The following is a 19,011-nucleotide window of genomic DNA, read 5'->3' on the forward strand; positions in this document are numbered from 1 at the left end:
AAGTTCAACTGCACTTATTGGTCCTTTGCCGCAGACTCTTTCTTAGCGAGCATTATAAGTTGGAATGCAAAGGCAGAAATCCACTGTTCAGAGAAGCCAAGCCGCTTTGAAAGATTACGGAGTTCCATCACAGTCTTCATTGTTGCAGGATCATTGTAGTCATTCTTCGTAAAAACCTCATTGACAGTTTTTTCCGTCATAGTACGCAACGTTCCCTTAAAGAACGAAGGAAGGCGCAACTTGAACTTCATGACATTGCCCAAAAGCATCATCAACTCTTGCGTAAGCGTCTGAAACTGCACAAGGTAAACTTGCACATCCTGCATCTTACGGCAGTTTTTCTTTACACTTTGGTCTACCTCTTTATAGAACATTTCATCCAAGCCGTACATGTCTGTAAGCATTTTGCGGCAACGCACACGTTCGCCCACACCAAGTTTGTTGTTCACTGTCGCGACTTTAAGTGTCGACTTGAAAACCCTGAGGTCAGGAAGCATTGCCAGATTGGTTATTCCGGCATTTGCAGCAATAGACGCTTGGAAATAAACCCTTATAAGAGTCATGAAATCTTCCATTCCCGGCTCTTTGTCATCATGTTTCTTTCCAAAAAGTTTATCTAAAAATCCCATTTTTATCTTGTTATTTAAGTGATTCGAGAGCAAAATTAGTCATTTTTTGTGGATTACACAAGAAAAAGAACGCATTTCATTAAAATGGAAGCTAAAAATTTGCCTATTTCCTGTTTTTTATGTAAATTTGCACTGAATTATATTATTGACACATAAACTAACAGCATCTAAAAACATGGCTAATTTTCATAGGGTACATTCAAACAGCAGTACAATAGTTCTGATCGCCATCACACTAATGGACATTGTGTTGGCAAACATCACGTATTGGTGCATTTTTGACATTGAGAAAATTCTTGTCCCACAAGAAATAATAACCGACAGCGTTAGTGGTGCTCTTTATGTAACAATGGCAGCTATAATAAGTTTGTCTTTCTACAGCACAATAATCCATGTCAGACGCATTGACATCACAAGCGTTATCCTACGCGTAACACGCTTGACATTGACACAGACACTTGCGATTATAGTCATATTCCACCTTGCACTTCACAAGCCTGACCATATCTTAAGTTTCGCGGCATCATATGCTATAATATATTTTTCAATAACACTTCTTGCACGTCTGCTTGAACGCATTTTGCTCAACAAGATAAGACGTTCAGGACATAATCTCCGTTCTGTTGTGTTCGTTGGCAGTGACCCAGCAAACCTTGACATATACCTGCAGATGAAGGAATTGTCATCCATCGGCTATGATGTCAAAGGATATTACAGCAACAACGAGATAAAGACTGCACCTGAGCGATTCAAGAAACTTGGCACAAGAAGCGAATTGGTCAAAGCCATGCGTGAAGGATGCACACCATTCACATCGGACACGCTAATGTGCTCTCTGTCCACAACAGACGACAGAGATGATGTTAACACTATCATACATTATTGTGACAAGCATATCATCCAATTCTACCTTGTACCACGAATATACTCAAACCTGAGCCTACACCTCTCGCCGGTAGCATTTGGTGATTACACATTGTTCACGAATCATACGAACAACATCAACCGCCTTGACAACCGCATCATAAAAAGAGCATTCGACTTAGTGTTCTCTTCCATAGCATGCATATTCCTCCTGCCAGTAATACCTGTTGTGTGGGCTTTCATAAGGATACAGAGTCCAGGTCCATTGTTCTTCAAGCAGGAGCGTACCGGTATGGACGGGAAAACATTCCTATTGTACAAGTTCCGTTCTATGCATGTCAACAAGGACGCCGACCGCATTCAGGCGACAAAGGACGACCCAAGAAAATTTGCTTTTGGCAATTTCATGCGCAAAACAAACATTGACGAGTTACCACAGTTCATAAATGTGCTTAAAGGAGACATGAGCATTGTCGGTCCACGCCCACACATGCTTCTGCATACAGAAATGTACTCTGCCGTAATTTCACAATACATGGTACGCCATTTCTCCAAGCCTGGAATCACAGGATGGGCACAAGTGACAGGCTACCGTGGTGAGACAAAAGAGCTGTGGCAGATGGAAGAACGCGTAAAGCGAGACATTTGGTATAACGAGAACTGGTCTTTCAAACTTGACATAGAAATCATATTCAGAACAGCATGGTCTATAATACACCCGGACAAACATGCATATTGATATGTTAGAAATAAAAATTATATAATATAAGGTACATTATTCAAATGAAAGGTATTGTATTAGCCGGAGGCTCCGGCACACGCCTCTATCCTATTACAAAAGGTATCAGCAAACAGCTGATACCGATTTTTGACAAACCGATGATTTATTATCCTATCTCTGTGTTGATGAACGCCGGGATTCGGGAAATTCTCATTATTTCCACCCCACATGACCTCCCTGGGTTCAAGCGCCTGCTTGGTGACGGTCACGACATCGGTGTTGAACTCACATACGCAGAGCAACCATCCCCGGATGGTCTTGCACAAGCATTCATCATCGGTGAACAATTCATAGGCAAAGATAGTGTATGCCTTGTACTTGGCGACAACATATTCCATGGAACCGGTTTCACAAAGGTGCTGGAACAGAGTGTGGAAAATGTCGAAAGAGACGGCAAAGCTACAGTGTTCGGCTATTGGGTCAACGACCCGGAACGCTATGGAGTGGCAGAGTTTGATGCCAACGGTGATTGCCTATCCATAGAAGAGAAACCGAAAGCCCCAAAATCGAACTATGCTGTTGTGGGACTTTATTTCTACCCCAACTCTGTTGTGGAAATAGCAAAGAGCATAAAACCTTCCGCACGCGGAGAACTTGAAATCACAACTGTCAACCAGACATACCTTGAGCAGAAGGCTCTTAAAGTGCAAACACTCCCACGTGGCTTTGCTTGGCTGGACACCGGCACACACGACTCCCTTGCAGAAGCTTCAACATTCATAGAAGTAATCGAAAAGAGACAAGGTCTTAAGATCGCATGCTTGGAAGAAATCGCATTCCGGAACAAATGGATTTCCGCTGACGAACTCCGTACCATCGCTTCCCCTATGGCAAAAAACGATTACGGAAAATATCTCTTAAATCTACTCAAATAAGCTCTCCTATATAAACACATAATAAACCATATGGAAGAAAATACAGTACAAAACCCTACAAACAATATCATTACAGAGGCAGAGGAGAACTCCACGTTTAACCTACAGAGTATACTTGCCATCTTTATCCTCAACTGGCAATGGTTCGTTCTGTCTGTCGTAATATGCTTTGCCGCCGGTATCGTATATATAAAGTATCAGGCACCAATATACCAAACAAATACTAAAATATTCATACAGGACAACAACAGCAAGTCTGCCGGCACCCTTGATGTAGAGAACCTTGGCTTGATTTCAAACTCCAGCGGTCTCAACAATGAAATGGAAATCCTATCATCCCATTCCATTGCTCTCAACGCCGTCAAGAAGCTGAAACTGTACACAACTTACAAAATTGACGGAAAATTCAGAGACCAACTGGTATATGGTAGCCAACCATTCATTGTTGACCTTGATGCAGCCTCTATTGACAAACTTACCTCCCCTATCAGTTTGGAGATAAAGTTTAAGAATGGAAACTACATCATTACAGGTCAATATACAGGTAAAAACCAGCAAGGGCAAGTAGGTCCACATTCTATCAATACCACCATAAACTCCATTCCTGCCCAGATTCCAACTGCAGCCGGCACTATAAGGATTACTAAAAACCCGAACAGTGAATGGAGTTGGGGAAGCAAGTCTTTGCATGTAACAATAAATTCCCCAAAAGCTGTTGCTGACGTATATTCCAAACTAATAGCAGTAGCACCAGTTGGAAAGGCATCATCAATAGTGCTCATCACACTGAATGACGAGTCTCCGAAAAGAGCCATGGACTATCTCAGCCAATTGGTTAAGAGTTATAATGAAGAAGCTAATGCGGACAAGAACACAATTGCAATCCGTACTGAAGAATTCATTAACAGCCGCTTGGAAAAAATAAGTGCAGAACTTGGAGAGACAGAAAGCCAGCTGGAAAACTTCAAACGCCAGAACCAGGTTTTCGAGGTCAATACAAATGCTTCTAACGCGATGTCGCTGACAACAAACTATGAGCAGCAATTGGCAGACATATCCACACAAATCTCTTTGCTCAACAGCATCAAGGATTATATGGGTATGCCACAAAACAAGTACCAGACATTGCCTTCAAATGTAGGACTTAGCGACCAAACAGCATCAGCACTCATAAGCCAATACAACCAGGTGGCACTTGAGCGCAGCCGTCTTATGCGTACCGCAAGCGAGAACAGTCCTACAGTAGCCCCACTCACAGATCAGCTCAACACTCTTACAGCAAGTATCAGCAACGCAATCCAGCAGGCAAAGAAAAACCTGCAGATACAGAATAATGCCTTAAAGTCACAACTTGCAAAATACAATGCGCAGGTACAGGCATCACCTACTCAAGAGCGTATTCTCAACAAAATCGGAAGACAACAGGAAGTCAGCTCCGGATTGTACCTGATGCTCCTCCAAAAGCGTGAGGAGAACTCTATCTCACTTGCTGCAACTGCAAACAAAGGAAAGATAATTGACGAACCGAGCCTTGTAGGAAAGATTGCGCCTAAAGAAAACAATATCATGCTTATGGCAATTGTTCTCGGTATCGCAATACCGTTTGGCATATTACTCCTCATACAGCTGATGCGTTACAAGATATCAGTGCGCGATGATGTTGAGAAACTTACCAAGCTTCCTATCGCCGGTGACATTCCAATCGCAAGTGAGGCAGTCAAGACAAAAGCCGGTATCGTTGTGCATGAGAACACAAACAATATGATTACCGAGGTGTTCCGAAGCCTGCGTACAAACATACTCTTTACCATAAAGGAAACAGAGAAAGTCATCATGGTAACATCAAGTACAGCCGGTGAAGGAAAGACATTCATAGCATCTAACCTTGGAGTAAGCCTTGCGCTCCTTGGCAAGAAAGTTGTCATCGTGGGTCTTGATGTCCGTAAACCACGACTCGCCGAACTCTTCGGAGTAAAGGACAAAGTACACGGCATCACACCGTTGCTTACAAAGAGCATTGTCACTGAACAGGATGTAAAAGGTAATATCCTGAACTCCGGAGTAAACGGAAATCTTGATGTACTCTTTGCCGGTCCTATCCCACCGAACCCGGCAGAGTTGGTGACAAGAGAATCTCTTGACACTGTCTTTGAACACCTCAAGGATCTCTATGACTATATCATTGTGGATACTCCGCCATTTGGTATCGTTACTGACACATTAAGTATTGCCCGTGTCGCTGACGCAACATTATGTGTCTGCCGTGCAGAGTACACTCCAAAGGCAGCCTTCGGTTATATAAACCAATTGGCAACAGAGAAGAAACTCACAAATATGTCCATAGCTATCAACTGTATTGACTTCACAAAGAAAACACACAGTTATACATACGGCTACGGCAAGTATGGAAAATACGGAAGCTATGGCAAGTATGGACATTACGGACACTATGGAAGCTACGGCAATTATGCAAGCAGCCACTACAGTTCTCCGAATGACAATTCCATAAAGAAATAATCCGACACAAACCATACAATATGGTGTCCCTATACAAGGAAAATGTAGAGGGACACCTTTATTTTGGCAGCTGCAGGAAACCAAACTTACTGAAAAGCAAACCACCAACCAGACAAGAGAGAACAAATACATCAGAAACAATATTGACAATCAATCAGTATCTGAAAAAAACATATGACATATGACAATCGCTATCGATTTTGACGGAACAATCGTAACACACGAATACCCCAACATTGGTGAAGAACAGCCTTTTGCAATAGAGACACTGAAGATGCTCATTGCTGACAAGCACCGCCTGATATTATGGACAGTACGTGAGGGAGAACTTCTTGATGAAGCCATACAATGGTGCAGGGAAAGAGGAGTTGAGTTCTGGGCAGTAAACAGAGATTACCCGGAAGAGGAGCGTGAGAAGAACGATATCTATTCACGCAAACTGAAAGTTGACATGTTCATTGATGACCGCAACGTCGGAGGGCTTCCTGATTGGGGAACAATCTACCAGATGATTAAAGAGAACAAGACCTACAACGACATCATGTTCGAGACAACACAAAACGATCCTTATCAGCAAAATCCCAATGATAAGCCCAAGAAAAAATGGTGGCAGTTCTGAACTGTAGAATCAGTTCTAAATTATAGGTGTCCGGTAAAACGCAAAATATATCTCTGATTGTGTACGCAATGGCCGGATATTTCTGTACAGAGAACCGCGTTAGCGGTGGCAAGAGAGTAGCCGTGGGCGTACCCACGGAAGACTTGTAGGAGAAAGTTTTGGCGGTTTTGTTTTTCAACTCAGCCCTTTCCCTATTATGTAACGTTCATGGGAGATACTCAATTTTGAGCATCTCCCATGAACGTTTTTATGAAGCAATTTGATTATTCGATTGTATGCAGACAGCCATAAAGTTACATCGGCTGTGCACGGACACGTGACAGAGTTTCAGGTGTCATCTGCAAATACGATGCAATGAACACCAACGGAGCACGCAAAGCAACCTGTGGCATCAGTTTGCAGAAGCGCACATACCTGCCATGCGCAGTCTCAAATCTTACAAGGTCAGCATGAATCTGGGAATTTATAAGAGATTCCTCAAGGATTTTCCTGTACAAGATTTGAATATTATTATTATGCAGAGCCACATGCTCAAGACTCTTCTTTGGCATAGCGAATATATATGTGTTCTCAAGAGCCGTAAGTTCCTGTTGTGTAGGAATCTCCTCAAACAAACTTTGAATACTCATGCATATTGTACCATCCACCCCGAAATGCTCCGTCACCTCCTTGTTATTCTTAACATAATGTTGACGCACAAGTCCCTGATGTATGTAATATATATATTTACATACTTCACCAGTCGAAAGGATTTTCTTGCCCTTTGGAAAATTCATAGGCACAAGTATATTCTCCAGTTCGTCCAGCTCATCGTGAGTCATGGTACTGTACTTACGCGCCAGTTCACGTGCCACATCTCTGGTAGCAATAATTTGTTGCTTCATAGTGTTAATCCCTGTTAGTTTTAATTTTGTTATTAGTATTCAAACATTGCCATTAGCTCTTATATATATATATTACCTTATGTTTATCATCCATTTGATTTCATGCACAAGCTATTACAACCATTCTCGTTATTCAACAGTGTCAGAATTCTATCAATCAAGCTTCAATACTGCGAGGAAGGCCTTCTGTGGCACCTCCACATTACCAATCTGCTTCATACGCTTCTTTCCTTTCTTCTGCTTCTCCAACAGTTTGCGCTTTCGGGAGACATCTCCGCCATAGCACTTTGCAGTAACATCCTTCCTGACACACTTTATTGTTTCGCGTGCCACGATTTTTGCACCGATAGCTGCCTGAATGGCAATGTCAAACTGCTGACGCGGAATCAGTTCCTTCAGCTTTTCACACATACGCCTTCCCAATCCCACGGCATTGTCCACATGTGTCAAGGCAGAAAGAGCGTCAACACTCTCACCATTCAGCAATATGTCCAACTTAGCAAGTTTTGAAGGCCTGAAGCCATCGATGTGGTAATCAAACGAAGCATATCCCTTCGAGATAGACTTCAGTTTGTCATAGAAATCAATAACTATCTCACCCAATGGAAGATGGAAATGAATCTCTACACGGTTGCCGGATATGTATTCCTGCTTTATGAGTTCGCCACGCTTGTCAAGACAAAGCGTCATTATAGGACCTATATAAGCGGTATCCGTGATTATTGTCGCATATATATAAGGCTCCTCGATATGGTCTATCGACATCAAGTCCGGAAGTCCGGAAGGATTGTGCACCTCTTTCTGCTCGCCATGCTTGTCATACACCATGTACGACACGTTAGGCACAGTGGTGATAACATCCATGTTGAACTCACGGTCAAGGCGTTCCTGCACAATCTCCATGTGGAGAAGCCCGAGGAAGCCGCAACGGAATCCGAAGCCAAGTGCCACGGATGACTCCGGCATGAATGTCAATGATGCATCGTTAAGCTGCAGTTTCTCAAGCGAAGCGCGAAGATTCTCATAATCAGAAGGGTCTATCGGATAGACACCGGCAAAAACCATGGACTTCACTTCCTGGAAACCGGAGATTGCCTTACTGCAAGGATTGTCTATGTGAGTGATAGTGTCACCCACCTGAACCTCCTTTGCATTCTTTATACCGCTTATAATATAACCTACCTCGCCCGTCGTCAGCTGCTTTTTAGGCATCATGTTCATCTTCAATACTCCGACCTCATCAGCCACATATTCCATGCCTGTATTGAAGAACTTCACCTTATCACCTTTCTTTATAGAACCGTTCTCTATCTTGAAATAAGCGATAATTCCACGGAAAGAGTTGAACACTGAGTCGAAAATCAAGGCTTGCAATGGCGCATCCTTATCACCTTCCGGTGCCGGCACACGCTCCACGACAGCGTCAAGCACTTCTTTCACGCCTTCCCCTGTCTTTCCTGATGCCCGGAGTATATCCTCCCTCTTGCATCCTATCAGCTCTATGATTTCATCCTCGACCTCGTCAGGCATAGCTGACGGCATGTCAATCTTGTTGATTACAGGAATAATCTCCAAATCCTGCTCGATAGCCATGTACAGGTTTGAGATTGTCTGTGCCTGAACGCCTTGTGTCGCATCGACAACAAGCAAGGCTCCCTCACAGGCAGCTATCGAACGGCTCACTTCGTAAGAGAAATCGACATGCCCCGGAGTGTCTATCAGATTGAGTACATACTGTCCTTTCTCAAAGTCAGGGTGTTCATTCTCATACCCATACTCCATCTGTATGGCATGGCTCTTGATTGTTATGCCGCGTTCCTGCTCCAAATCCATATCGTCCAACATCTGCCCTTGCGTCACCTCTATGGTTTTTGTATACTCCAGCAGACGGTCTGCCAGTGTGCTTTTACCGTGGTCTATATGGGCTATGATACAGAAATTTCTTATGTGTTTCATATATTTATGTTGGATAATGACAAAATTATGCTGTGTGTCTGAAAAACACGTTCTTACAATCCACCTCGGAAGGACAAAGCCCAATAAGGCGAATAATACACTGCAAATTTACAAATAAAAAATGATTTTTGTCAATCTTATTAATATTTTTTACGAAATAAATTGCGCAAATTGAAATAAAAGACGTAACTTTGCAACCAATTTTGTGGAATGGGTGCTTGGTAACCCCATTTAAATAAAAACAAGAACATGAAAAAAAACAATTCACAGGTGAGCCTGCTCTTTATGCTTTTCAGCATGCTTTTCACCGTATGCCTCATCGCAGCCAACCTTTTCGAGACAAAGCAAATACAGTTTTTCAACCACAGCCAGACGGGAGGGCTCATCATCTTCCCCATCAGCTACATCATCAATGATGTGGTCTGCGAGGTCTGGGGCTACAGCAAGGCACGCATCCTGATATGGCTTGGCTTCCTGATGAACTTCTTCTTCGTCTCAGCAGGAGCATTATGCGACTGGCTTCCCGGTGCAGACTACTGGACAGGCGAAGAAGGATTCCATGCCATCTTCGGCCTTGCCCCACGCATAGCGGCGGCTTCCTTCGCGGCATTCATCTGCGGTTCGTTCGTCAACGCTTATGTCATGTCCAAGATGAAGATTTGGAATCAAGGGCGAAACTTCTCGCTGCGTGCCATTCTCAGCACTGTTTTCGGTGAGAGTGTCGATTCTCTGATATTCTTCCCGCTGGCACTCTACGGAGTTGTCCCTACCGAAGAGTTGCCATGGCTCATGTGCTATCAGGTTCTGTTGAAGACAGGCTATGAAATCATCGTGCTTCCGCTGACAATCCGCATAGTGCGTTGGGTCAAGAGATATGAGAAAGAAGACATCTATGACAACGACATAACTTACAACATATTCAAGGTGTTCTGATAGCGCATTGTATACACTGACATTCCATTCCATATAACAAGGCAAAAACGAAAGGTTACTTTTCACCATGCAAAGTGTTACTGTTGACATCCTAAAAGGTAACACTTCGCAATGTAAAAGGTAGCCTTTCGCAATGCCACTTGACACTATTTTGCAAAACATTAATTATCAAGCATTTATATATTCACCACAAAATATATCCTGAACATGACAGAAACGCTTCTCCACTGTTGCTGCGCACCATGCTCATCAGCCATCATCGAATGGATGATGCAACACGATGTGCGCCCTACCCTGTACTATTGCAACCCGAACATCTACCCAGAAGAGGAATACATGATACGCAAAAACGAACTGACCCGATATGCCAAGGAACTCGGGCTCAGAGTGATTGACGACGACCATCTTCCGGAATGGGAAGGATGGGAACTATACCATAAGGGCTGGCTCGATGCCATCTGCGGACTTGAGCATGAGCCGGAACGCGGCAAACGATGCCTGAAATGTTTCAAAATCCGTTTGCTTCGCGCCGCTGAAATCGCTAAGAAAGAAGGATTTGAGATATTCACCACAACCCTTGCTTCAAGCCGTTGGAAAAGTCTTGACCAGATAAACGAAGCCGGACTGTGGGCAGCCGAACAGGTGAACAATGCTGCAAAAACAGAACAAGAGAAAGTTACCTTTGACACTCACAACTGGCGCAAAGGCGGATTGCAGGAGCGCCGCAACCAACTGCTTAAAGAAATCGGCTTCTACAACCAGCTCTATTGCGGATGCGAGTTCAGCCTTGAAGCCATGAAGAAAAAGTTTGCAGGAAACGAATGCTGCGGAAAAGAGACCCCATCCCAAAGCAATATGCCTGAATAAGAAAGCATTTGCCGGCGTTTTGTATCACAATTCCTGATACAGAACGCCGGCAAATTATTTAACGTGAGTTCGACGAATTTGCTGTATCTGATAAAAAGCGAAACGCTATAAAAAGCACCGTGAAACGGTGTTTTGATAGCGTTTTTCTCCACTCTGCCGGATAGTTGCAAATTCGTCAAACTCACGTTATTTAGAAAGAATAGTTGAATCCGAGGGAAAGATACTCCTTCAACTGGAAATATCCGTAGTCATCATCACGCTTTGTACTATCATCAAACCTTGGATAGACAAAGAGCTTCGTGGAGATGAATCGCGAAACTTGCAACGTCACAGTGTTCTCCCACTCCACCTGACTGCGCTTGTACGACGTAAAACCATAAAGGCGTGTCTGCCATTTCACCATTTTCGAGAACTGCCATGTCAGGTCTGCAGTAAGCGTGGAACCGTAGTCCCACTGCGAGTGCTTGCCCACCTTCACGTCGTCCACCAAATCATGAACACCGTTTCTCAATGCGCAGTCGAGACGGTCATAATATTTCAGGTTGGCAGAAACTGGAGAAATATTGAACGTTCCCGTCAGTTTATTGTTGCACCATGCGACTTTGTAGTCCATACCAAGGGAGAGGTTAAGGTTCAACGGTGAAAGGAAGTCGGAATACACCGTCTCATCATTGTTCTTGAATCCACGCGTGAACTGTGTCTGCGCTATCATCTGCAATGTATAGTACCAACGTTTCGTTGCCTGCACGCCAAGTTTGGATGTAAGACGGATAAGGTCTTCACTGCTTTTGTACTTATGCACAGAATCCTCACGTGACGACTGCATGCCAAGCTTCATTTCCAACTTATTGTCCCACTTCACTTTATCCTTGTCATTATAGTTGGCTTGCAATGTCACAGCTCCAATCATGGCATAGTTCGACTCACCTCCCTTATGCCAGTTGTCTGAGACATAATTCTGGAGGAACTGCAACGAGTAGTCACCAAAGAAAGTCCAGAAATTCGGTCTCACGACAAACAAGTCGACATTTCCTGCACCAACTGACGGCTCGGCATTGTCATTCTCCGTAGGCTTGAACACTTCGTCATCCTCAGCCTGATGCGTGAAATCAACATCCTTGCGCACAGGAGCTGTCGGCGAGAAAACTATCCCGCCATCTTTGCGCAACTTGCCTTCACTGTCCCTGACGAGTTCAGGATGTGCAAGATAAGTCCTCATCATCAGAGTGTCATAGGACATGGCAAGAGAGTCTTTGCCGTCCAAGGCAAAAATACGGTGGGCGACATCATAATAGTATGTCACCGGAAAGAGCTTCCTTTGGGCACAGACATCGGCACAAAGAAGCATCAGCAGCAGGAAAAGGAATTGTTTTTTGTACATTTATTCAAAATTATGAGTGCAAAGGTACTAATTTTAATTAATATTAGAGAATTAAGAATTGAGTTTTTTGGATAATTAGTTCTATTTTTGTAAATTTGCACGAATTTTATCTTATAGATAATGGAAGGCAGCATGCCGTAACGTTAAAATGATAATGCTGTGCACAGACAAAGGTTTTCATGGTGGACGGCATGGATATTTTCTGAAACAATAAAAAACAATCAAAAATAACAATGGACAAAAACACTATCACAGGATTTGTGCTTATTGCGGCTGTGCTCATCGGTTTCGGATGGTACAACCAGCCTTCGGCGGAACAGATTGCCGAGGCAGCACGACAGGATTCTATCGCAAAGGTTGAGAAGCTGAAAGCAGAAAACCTCAAGAAAGCGGCTGACGCAGCGGCACTGAAAGCAAAGGAGGTTGCGGACAGCGACACAACGGCTCTGTTCTACAAAGCCCTCCACGGCACAGCCAAGGATGTCACCCTGAAGAACAGCAAACTCGAGCTTACTCTCTCCACACAGGGGGCTGTTGTAAGAAAGGCCGTCATCAAGAATTTCAAGGACAAGGACGGCAACAAGGATGTCACTCTCTTTGAGGGCAAGGACCAGCAGCTGAAATACATGTTTGAGGGCAAAGAGCAGAACATCAACACTGCAGAACTGTTCTTCACACCTTCACAGGTGACAGACAGCACAGTGACATTCACTGCCGAAGCAGCTCCGGGCAAGGAGATTGTCATAGCTTACCAGCTTGGCAAAGACTATCTGCTCCACTCACAGCTCCGTGTCATCGGCATGTCGGGAATGTTCTCTCCTTCAACGAAATATATGGACATCGAATGGACAGAGCGTTGCAAGCAGCAGGAGAAAGGCTTTATTTTTGAGAACCGCTATGCTTCTCTGACATATCATTTCACAGACGGCGGCACTGACTATCTCAACGAGACCAGCGAGAAAGTCGACGAGCCTATTGAGGAGGCTACAGACTGGGTGGCATTCAAGAACCAGTTCTTCTCTGCTGTGATGATTGCACGTGACAATTATCAGGAGAACGCACTCATGTCAAGCGTCCCGCACGAGAAGGGCGGCGGTTATCTCAAGGATTATACAGCACGCCTGAAGACACAGTTTGACCCGACCGGAACACGCGCTTCCGAATTTGAGTTCTACTATGGGCCAAATGATTTCCGCCTGCTTCAGGATGTTGAGAAGGAATCCACTTTCGACAAAGACCTCGAACTGGAGCGACTTGTCTACCTCGGATGGCCACTCTTCCGCATCATCAACCGCTGGTTCACACTCTATGTCTTTGACTGGCTCACAGCACTCAACATACCAATGGGTATTGTGATCATCCTTATCACTCTGATTCTCAAAGCCATCACTTTCCCTATGGTGAAGAAGAGCTACATGTCCTCTGCAAAGATGCGTGTGCTGCGCCCTATCCTGAATGAGAAGACAAAGCACCTCAACAAGCCTGAGGACCAGATGAAGAAGCAGCAGGAAATGATGCTCCTCCAGCAGAAATACGGAGTGAGCATGATGTCAGGCTGTCTTCCTATGCTCATACAGATGCCTATCTGGATTGCGATGTTCAACTTTGTCCCTAACGCCATACAGCTTCGCGGACAGTCATTCCTGTGGATAGACGACCTTTCCACTTATGACCCAATCATCGAATGGCATACCAACCTGTGGCTTATCGGCGACCACCTTTCGCTGACATGTATCCTCTTCTGTATCGCAAACCTTGTCTACTCTTGGTTTACAATGCAGCAACAGAAGGACCAGATGATTGGCACTCCGGAACAAATGCAGTCTATGAAGATGATGCAGTACATGATGTTCCTCATGCCACTGATGTTCTTCTTCATGTTCAACGACTACTCTTCCGGCTTGAACTTCTACTATTTCGTGTCACTGTTCTGCTCCGCAGTAATCATGTTCGTGCTCCGCAAGACAACCGACGACGAGAAACTTCTTGAAAGACTTCAGGCAAAATACAAGGAGAATGAGGCTAATCCGAAGAAACTCGGCGGACTTGCCGGCAGACTGCAGAAGATGCAGGAGCAGCAGGCAGAACTCGAGCGCAAACGCCAGGAATTAAGAAACAAACGAATGGGAAAATGATAAAGACATTAATCACAGCAGCATTGTTTGCCATGACAGCGACAACAGCAAACGCAGACATCATAGGAAAGGTGGATGCCAAGACTTTGGGGACAAAGGTCATGACACCGGAGGCATTGTGGGCTATGGGCAGAATCTCTGCCTCTGCTCCCTCCCCTGACGGCAAATGGGTTGTCTATCAAGTGGGCTACTATTCCGTAAAGGAGAACAAAAGCCACCATGTGCTGTACATAATCAGTACTGACGGTGGCAATGCAACGCTCCTCACAGTATCTGCAGACAACGAGACCGACCCGGCATGGATTGAGGGAGGAAAGCGAATTGCGTTCCTTTCCAACAATGGTGGCAGTTCACAGCTTTGGTCAATGAACCCTGACGGCACTGACCGCAAGAAACTGACAAACGACAAACTTGACATCGAAGGTTACAAGTTCTCCCCTGACGGAAACAAGGTTATACTTGTAAAGTCTCTGCCTTACAATGACATCATACAGCCTAAGCACAAGGATTTGCCAAAGGCTTCCGGCATGGTCATCGATGACCTCAACTACCGTCATTGGGATCATTATGTGACTTCCAATGCACATCCGTTTGTTGCTGATGTCATTGCCCGGCAGACTATCGGCGAAGGCAAGGACATCCTTGAAGGAGAGCCTTACGAGTGTCCAATGGCACCATTCGGAGGTGTGGAGCAACTCAACTGGAGCCCTGACTCAAAATCCATCGCATATACATGCAGGAAAAAGACAGGACGCGACTATGCCATCTCCACAGACTCAGACATCTACCTTTATGACACAACAACGGGCACAACAAAGAACCTGTGCAAGTCTGCGGGATTCAAGCAGCCGGAGGTTGATGCCACAAAGACAATGGCGACACAGGAGATAAACTCCGAAAAATATGCTGATGAGAACATGGGATATGACACAAACCCTGCATTCTCTCCTAACGGCAAATACGTTGCATGGCAGTCCATGGCACGCGACGGATATGAGTCCGACCGCAACCGACTCTGCATCCTTGAACTTGCCACCGGCAAGAAAAGCTATGTCACAGAATCATTTGATTCCAATGTGGATGATTTCTGCTGGAACGCTGACTCACGCACATTATATTATATAGGTGTATGGCACGGATGTGTAAACCTGTACAGGACAGACCTCAACGGTAAGGTTGTGCAACTCACAGATGACAAGATGGACTTCGGCTCTGTCAAGATGATAAAGTCAAGACTTCTCATGAACCGCCACAGCATGTCACAAGGTGACGAGCTTTACATCGTCACTCCGGGCAAGAACATCAAGTCAACGGCTATCTGCCAGTTGACACACGAGAACACAGATTTCTACAAACAGCTGGAATTCGGTGAGGTTGAGCCACGCTGGTCAAAGACGACCGACGGAAAGGACATGCTTTCATGGATTATCCTTCCTCCGAACTTTGACCCGAACAAGAAGTACCCAACACTGCTGTTCTGCGAGGGTGGTCCTCAAAGCCCTGTCAGCCAGTTCTGGTCTTACCGTTGGAACTTCCAGATTATGGCAGCAAACGGCTATATCATCGTAGCTCCAAACCGTCGCGGTCTGCCGGGATTCGGTCAGGAATGGCTGGAGGAAATCTCCGGTGACTGGACAGGTCAGTGCATGAAAGACTATCTCACTGCCATTGATGACGCCTGCACACTGCCGTACGTTGACAAAGACCGTCTCGGCTGTGTGGGAGCAAGTTTCGGAGGATTCTCTGTCTATTGGCTTGCAGGTCATCATGACAAGCGTTTCAAAGCGTTCATTTCACATGACGGAGCTTTCAACCTTGAGTCCATGTACACTGACACAGAGGAAGCCTGGTTCTCAAACTGGGAGTATGACGACGCACCTTGGAACCGCGACATGACAGCACGCGCAAAAAGGACTTACAACAATTCCCCTCACAAGTTTGTAGACAAATGGGACACACCTATCCTCTGCATACAAGGCGAGATGGACTATCGCATCAACACAAATCAGGGACTTGGCGCATTCAACGCTGCACGCATGCGCGGCATTCCAGCCCAACTGCTTGTTTTCCCTGACGAGAATCACTGGGTACTTAAACCACAGAACGGCATTCTTTGGCAGAGAACATTCTTTGGTTGGTTAAACAAATGGTTAAAAGATTAATTGAACAATGGAAAATACAGAAGAGAAAAAGGAGTCATTGAACTTCATCGAACAGATAGTAAAGAAAGACCTTGCAGAAGGAAAGAACGGCGGACGCTTACAGACTCGCTTCCCGCCGGAGCCAAACGGCTACCTGCACATCGGTCACGCCAAAGCAATTGCCATGGATTTCGGTGTGGCACAGAAATTCGGCGGTGTATGCAATCTCCGTATGGATGACACAAATCCGCAGAAAGAGGATACCGAATACGTTGAGGCTATAAAGAGAGACATCGAATGGCTCGGCTTCAAATGGGGAAAACTTGTTTATGCTTCTGATTATTTCCAGGAGCTGTGGGACTTTGCCGTATGGTGCATAAAGACCGGCAAGGCTTATGTTGACGAGCAGTCCGCCGAGACTATCGCTGCGCAGAAAGGCACACCGACAACTCCGGGTACAAACTCTCCTTTCCGTGACCGCCCTGTGGAGGAAAGCCTGAAACTCTTTGAAGAGATGAACAGCGGCAATATGGAACCGGGCAAAATGGTGCTGCGTGCAAAGATAGACATGACATCACCAAACATGCACTTCCGCGACCCGTTCATGTACCGTGTGCTCAACATGGAGCACTGGCGCACAGGAAACAAGTGGAATGCCTACCCTATGTATGATTTCACTCACGGACAGTCAGACTATCTTGAAGGCGTGACACACTCAATCTGTACACTTGAGTTTGTTCCTCACCGTGACCTCTACGACCTCTTCGTCACTTGGATTAAGGAATGGAAGGGCGAGACCGACAACATCGAGGACAACCGCCCACGCCAGTTTGAGTTCAACAAACTGAATCTCAACTACACTCTGATGTCAAAGCGCAACCTCCTTATCCTTACAAAAGAAGGTGTCGTGAACGGATGGGACGACCCTCGCATGCCGACAATCTGCGGTATACGACGCCGTGGCTACTCTCCTGAATCAATACTTAAATTCATTGACTCCATCGGATATACAACATTCGACGCTCTCAATGACATAAAACTCATGGAAGCTGCCGCACGTGCAGACCTTAACGAGCGTGCCACACGAGTGTCCTGCGTACTCGACCCGGTGAAAGTCATCATCGAAAACTATCCTGAAGGACAGTCCGAAGAGTTGGAAGTAGTGAACAATCCGGAGCGTCCGGAGGACGGCACACACACAATAACATTCTCACGTGAGCTTTGGATAGAGCGCGACGACTTCAAGGCTGAGCCGGACAAAAAATTCTTCCGTATGTACCCTGGCAAGGAAACACGACTGAAAGGTGCGTATATCCTCAACTGCACAGGTTTCAAGGCAAACGAGAACGGCGATGTTGAAGAGATTTACTGCACTTATGACCCTGATTCCAAGGCTGGCACTCCGGGTGCAGACCGCAAGGTAAAAGGTACAATCCACTGGGTAAGCTGCGCACATTGCGTACCGGCAGAAGTTCGCAACTATGAGTGCCTGTGGACTTGTGAGAATCCGCGTGATGCAATCAAGCTGTACGAGAAAGAGAACGGCGTGCGTGGCATCGATGCAATGCGTCCGTTCATCAACCCGAACTCACTCAGCATCAACAAGAATGCCTACATCGAGAAGTTCGCACAGGGACTCCCGGCACTGTCATACTTGCAGTTTAACCGTATCGGCTACTTTAATGTCGACACAGACTCCACCGCAGAACATCTTGTGTTCAACTCAACAGTAGGACTTAAGGAGAACAAGAGAAAGTAATCCATAACTTATACAATCAGAAACATTTCATACTATGACTGAAATATTCGGATTTCTCTTAGACCAGTTGAACTATCTCAATGTGTTCATCCTGATGACCATTGAGAGCACGTTCATCCCATTCCCTTCCGAGATTGTCCTCCCTCCGGCAGCATACAACGCCCATGCGACAGGTGAGCAGAATGTATTTCTTCTCATCCTTGTCGCTACGGCAGGCGCGGACACCGGTGCGGCAATAAACTATTTCCTGTCACTCTATCTTGGCAGACCGATGATTTACGCTTTTGCCAACAGCAAATGGGGACATCGCTGCCTACTCAACGAAGAGAAGATACAGAAAGCAGAAAAATACTTTGACGAGCATGGAGTGTTCGCCACACTTACTGGACGACTCGTTCCCGTAGTGCGCCAGCTCATCTCCATTCCTGCAGGACTTGCAAGGATGAACTTCTTCAAGTTTATCCTCTTCACCACCATCGGAGCAGGAATATGGAACTGCATTCTCGCCGGTATAGGATGGTACCTGCAGACTATCGTGCCAAAGGACCAGCTTATGGACAAAGTCAATGAGTACAGTGAACATATCAAGATAGCAATCCTCGGCATCATTGTCATTGCCGCTTGCTATTTCATGGTTAAGAAGCTGCTCAAAAAGAAAAACTAAAACCAA

At 45.3% G+C, this 19,011-nt stretch carries 14 protein-coding genes; 10 read left to right on the plus strand and 4 right to left on the minus strand.

Features of this window, described 5'->3' with window-relative positions; all coding sequences use genetic code 11:
* Positions 1-14: 14 nt before the first annotated feature.
* Positions 15-629 (minus strand): DUF8491 family protein, encoded by a 615-nt coding sequence (locus HPS57_RS02490; protein ID WP_172179899.1) that lies wholly within the window; start codon positions 627-629, stop codon positions 15-17.
* Between the two features lie 238 nt (positions 630-867).
* Here HPS57_RS02490 and HPS57_RS02495 point away from each other — a divergent pair, with 238 nt between their 5' ends.
* The 4 genes from HPS57_RS02495 to HPS57_RS02510 all read left to right on the plus strand — a co-directional run bounded on the left by HPS57_RS02495 (position 868) and on the right by HPS57_RS02510 (position 6,285).
* Complete coding sequence (locus HPS57_RS02495; RefSeq protein WP_253946459.1) at positions 868-2,232, plus strand: exopolysaccharide biosynthesis polyprenyl glycosylphosphotransferase; 1,365 nt, start codon at positions 868-870, stop codon at positions 2,230-2,232.
* Between the two features lie 44 nt (positions 2,233-2,276).
* Entirely contained in the window at positions 2,277-3,149 is an 873-nt protein-coding gene (rfbA, locus tag HPS57_RS02500) for a glucose-1-phosphate thymidylyltransferase RfbA (protein WP_172179913.1), read from the plus strand.
* A 30-nt stretch (positions 3,150-3,179) separates the two neighbouring features.
* Positions 3,180-5,666 carry a GumC family protein gene (locus tag HPS57_RS02505; protein ID WP_172179915.1) on the plus strand — a complete coding sequence of 829 codons (2,487 nt, stop codon included), beginning with the start codon at positions 3,180-3,182 and terminating at the stop codon, positions 5,664-5,666.
* A gap of 181 nt (positions 5,667-5,847) precedes the next feature.
* Positions 5,848-6,285, plus strand: a complete 438-nt coding sequence (locus tag HPS57_RS02510) for a BT0820 family HAD-type phosphatase (protein ID WP_172179917.1) — start codon at positions 5,848-5,850, stop codon at positions 6,283-6,285.
* Positions 6,286-6,578: 293 nt separating this feature from the next.
* Here the strand turns inward: HPS57_RS02510 and HPS57_RS02515 are convergent, their stop codons facing one another.
* The gene (locus HPS57_RS02515) at positions 6,579-7,169 is read right to left on the minus strand and encodes a Crp/Fnr family transcriptional regulator (RefSeq protein WP_135939876.1); all 591 of its coding nucleotides are present in this window, start codon (positions 7,167-7,169) and stop codon (positions 6,579-6,581) included.
* A gap of 153 nt (positions 7,170-7,322) precedes the next feature.
* Positions 7,323-9,125, minus strand: coding sequence for a translation elongation factor 4 (lepA, locus tag HPS57_RS02520; protein WP_172179919.1), 1,803 nt, complete (start codon positions 9,123-9,125; stop codon positions 7,323-7,325).
* A 249-nt stretch (positions 9,126-9,374) separates the two neighbouring features.
* Here lepA and HPS57_RS02525 point away from each other — a divergent pair, with 249 nt between their 5' ends.
* Together HPS57_RS02525 and HPS57_RS02530 are read left to right on the plus strand one after the other, a co-directional pair.
* On the plus strand, positions 9,375-10,058 hold the full coding sequence (locus tag HPS57_RS02525) for a queuosine precursor transporter (protein WP_172179921.1): 684 nt from the start codon (positions 9,375-9,377) through the stop codon (positions 10,056-10,058).
* Between the two features lie 207 nt (positions 10,059-10,265).
* Positions 10,266-10,925 (plus strand): epoxyqueuosine reductase QueH, encoded by a 660-nt coding sequence (locus tag HPS57_RS02530; RefSeq protein ID WP_172179923.1) that lies wholly within the window; start codon positions 10,266-10,268, stop codon positions 10,923-10,925.
* Positions 10,926-11,115: 190 nt separating this feature from the next.
* Here the strand turns inward: HPS57_RS02530 and HPS57_RS02535 are convergent, their stop codons facing one another.
* A complete protein-coding gene (locus HPS57_RS02535) occupies positions 11,116-12,306 on the minus strand; it encodes a DUF3078 domain-containing protein (RefSeq protein WP_172179925.1) in 1,191 nt (396 codons plus the stop codon).
* 233 nt (positions 12,307-12,539) lie between these two features.
* Here HPS57_RS02535 and yidC point away from each other — a divergent pair, with 233 nt between their 5' ends.
* Genes yidC through HPS57_RS02555 form a run of 4 tightly spaced genes read left to right on the plus strand, consistent with a single transcriptional unit; the run spans position 12,540 to position 19,005 of the window.
* Complete coding sequence (yidC, locus tag HPS57_RS02540) at positions 12,540-14,441, plus strand: membrane protein insertase YidC (RefSeq protein WP_172179927.1); 1,902 nt, start codon at positions 12,540-12,542, stop codon at positions 14,439-14,441.
* The gene (gene dpp5, locus HPS57_RS02545) at positions 14,438-16,603 is read left to right on the plus strand and encodes a dipeptidyl-peptidase Dpp5 (RefSeq protein ID WP_172179929.1); all 2,166 of its coding nucleotides are present in this window, start codon (positions 14,438-14,440) and stop codon (positions 16,601-16,603) included. The genes yidC and dpp5 overlap by 4 nt, the downstream gene beginning before the upstream one ends.
* Before the next feature lie 7 nt (positions 16,604-16,610).
* Positions 16,611-18,341, plus strand: coding sequence for a glutamine--tRNA ligase/YqeY domain fusion protein (locus tag HPS57_RS02550; RefSeq protein ID WP_135939956.1), 1,731 nt, complete (start codon positions 16,611-16,613; stop codon positions 18,339-18,341).
* 34 nt (positions 18,342-18,375) lie between these two features.
* Positions 18,376-19,005, plus strand: coding sequence for a DedA family protein (locus HPS57_RS02555; RefSeq protein ID WP_172179931.1), 630 nt, complete (start codon positions 18,376-18,378; stop codon positions 19,003-19,005).
* Positions 19,006-19,011 lie beyond the last annotated feature (6 nt).

It is taken from the genome of Palleniella intestinalis (assembly GCF_013166595.1).
Lineage (GTDB): Bacteria > Bacteroidota > Bacteroidia > Bacteroidales > Bacteroidaceae > Prevotella > Prevotella intestinalis.

Excerpts from the sequence above, each read along its gene's own strand:
- HPS57_RS02490 (WP_172179899.1), bottom strand. The coding sequence starts at position 629 with ATGGGATTTTTAGATAAACTTTTTGGAAAGAAACATGATGACAAAGAG.
- HPS57_RS02495 (WP_253946459.1), top strand. The coding sequence starts at position 868 with ATGGACATTGTGTTGGCAAACATCACGTATTGGTGCATTTTTGACATT.
- rfbA (WP_172179913.1), top strand. The coding sequence starts at position 2,277 with ATGAAAGGTATTGTATTAGCCGGAGGCTCCGGCACACGCCTCTATCCT.
- HPS57_RS02505 (WP_172179915.1), top strand. The coding sequence starts at position 3,180 with ATGGAAGAAAATACAGTACAAAACCCTACAAACAATATCATTACAGAG.
- HPS57_RS02510 (WP_172179917.1), top strand. The coding sequence starts at position 5,848 with ATGACAATCGCTATCGATTTTGACGGAACAATCGTAACACACGAATAC.
- HPS57_RS02515 (WP_135939876.1), bottom strand. The coding sequence starts at position 7,169 with ATGAAGCAACAAATTATTGCTACCAGAGATGTGGCACGTGAACTGGCG.
- lepA (WP_172179919.1), bottom strand. The coding sequence starts at position 9,125 with ATGAAACACATAAGAAATTTCTGTATCATAGCCCATATAGACCACGGT.
- HPS57_RS02525 (WP_172179921.1), top strand. The coding sequence starts at position 9,375 with ATGAAAAAAAACAATTCACAGGTGAGCCTGCTCTTTATGCTTTTCAGC.
- HPS57_RS02530 (WP_172179923.1), top strand. The coding sequence starts at position 10,266 with ATGACAGAAACGCTTCTCCACTGTTGCTGCGCACCATGCTCATCAGCC.
- HPS57_RS02535 (WP_172179925.1), bottom strand. The coding sequence starts at position 12,306 with ATGTACAAAAAACAATTCCTTTTCCTGCTGCTGATGCTTCTTTGTGCC.
- yidC (WP_172179927.1), top strand. The coding sequence starts at position 12,540 with ATGGACAAAAACACTATCACAGGATTTGTGCTTATTGCGGCTGTGCTC.
- dpp5 (WP_172179929.1), top strand. The coding sequence starts at position 14,438 with ATGATAAAGACATTAATCACAGCAGCATTGTTTGCCATGACAGCGACA.
- HPS57_RS02550 (WP_135939956.1), top strand. The coding sequence starts at position 16,611 with ATGGAAAATACAGAAGAGAAAAAGGAGTCATTGAACTTCATCGAACAG.
- HPS57_RS02555 (WP_172179931.1), top strand. The coding sequence starts at position 18,376 with ATGACTGAAATATTCGGATTTCTCTTAGACCAGTTGAACTATCTCAAT.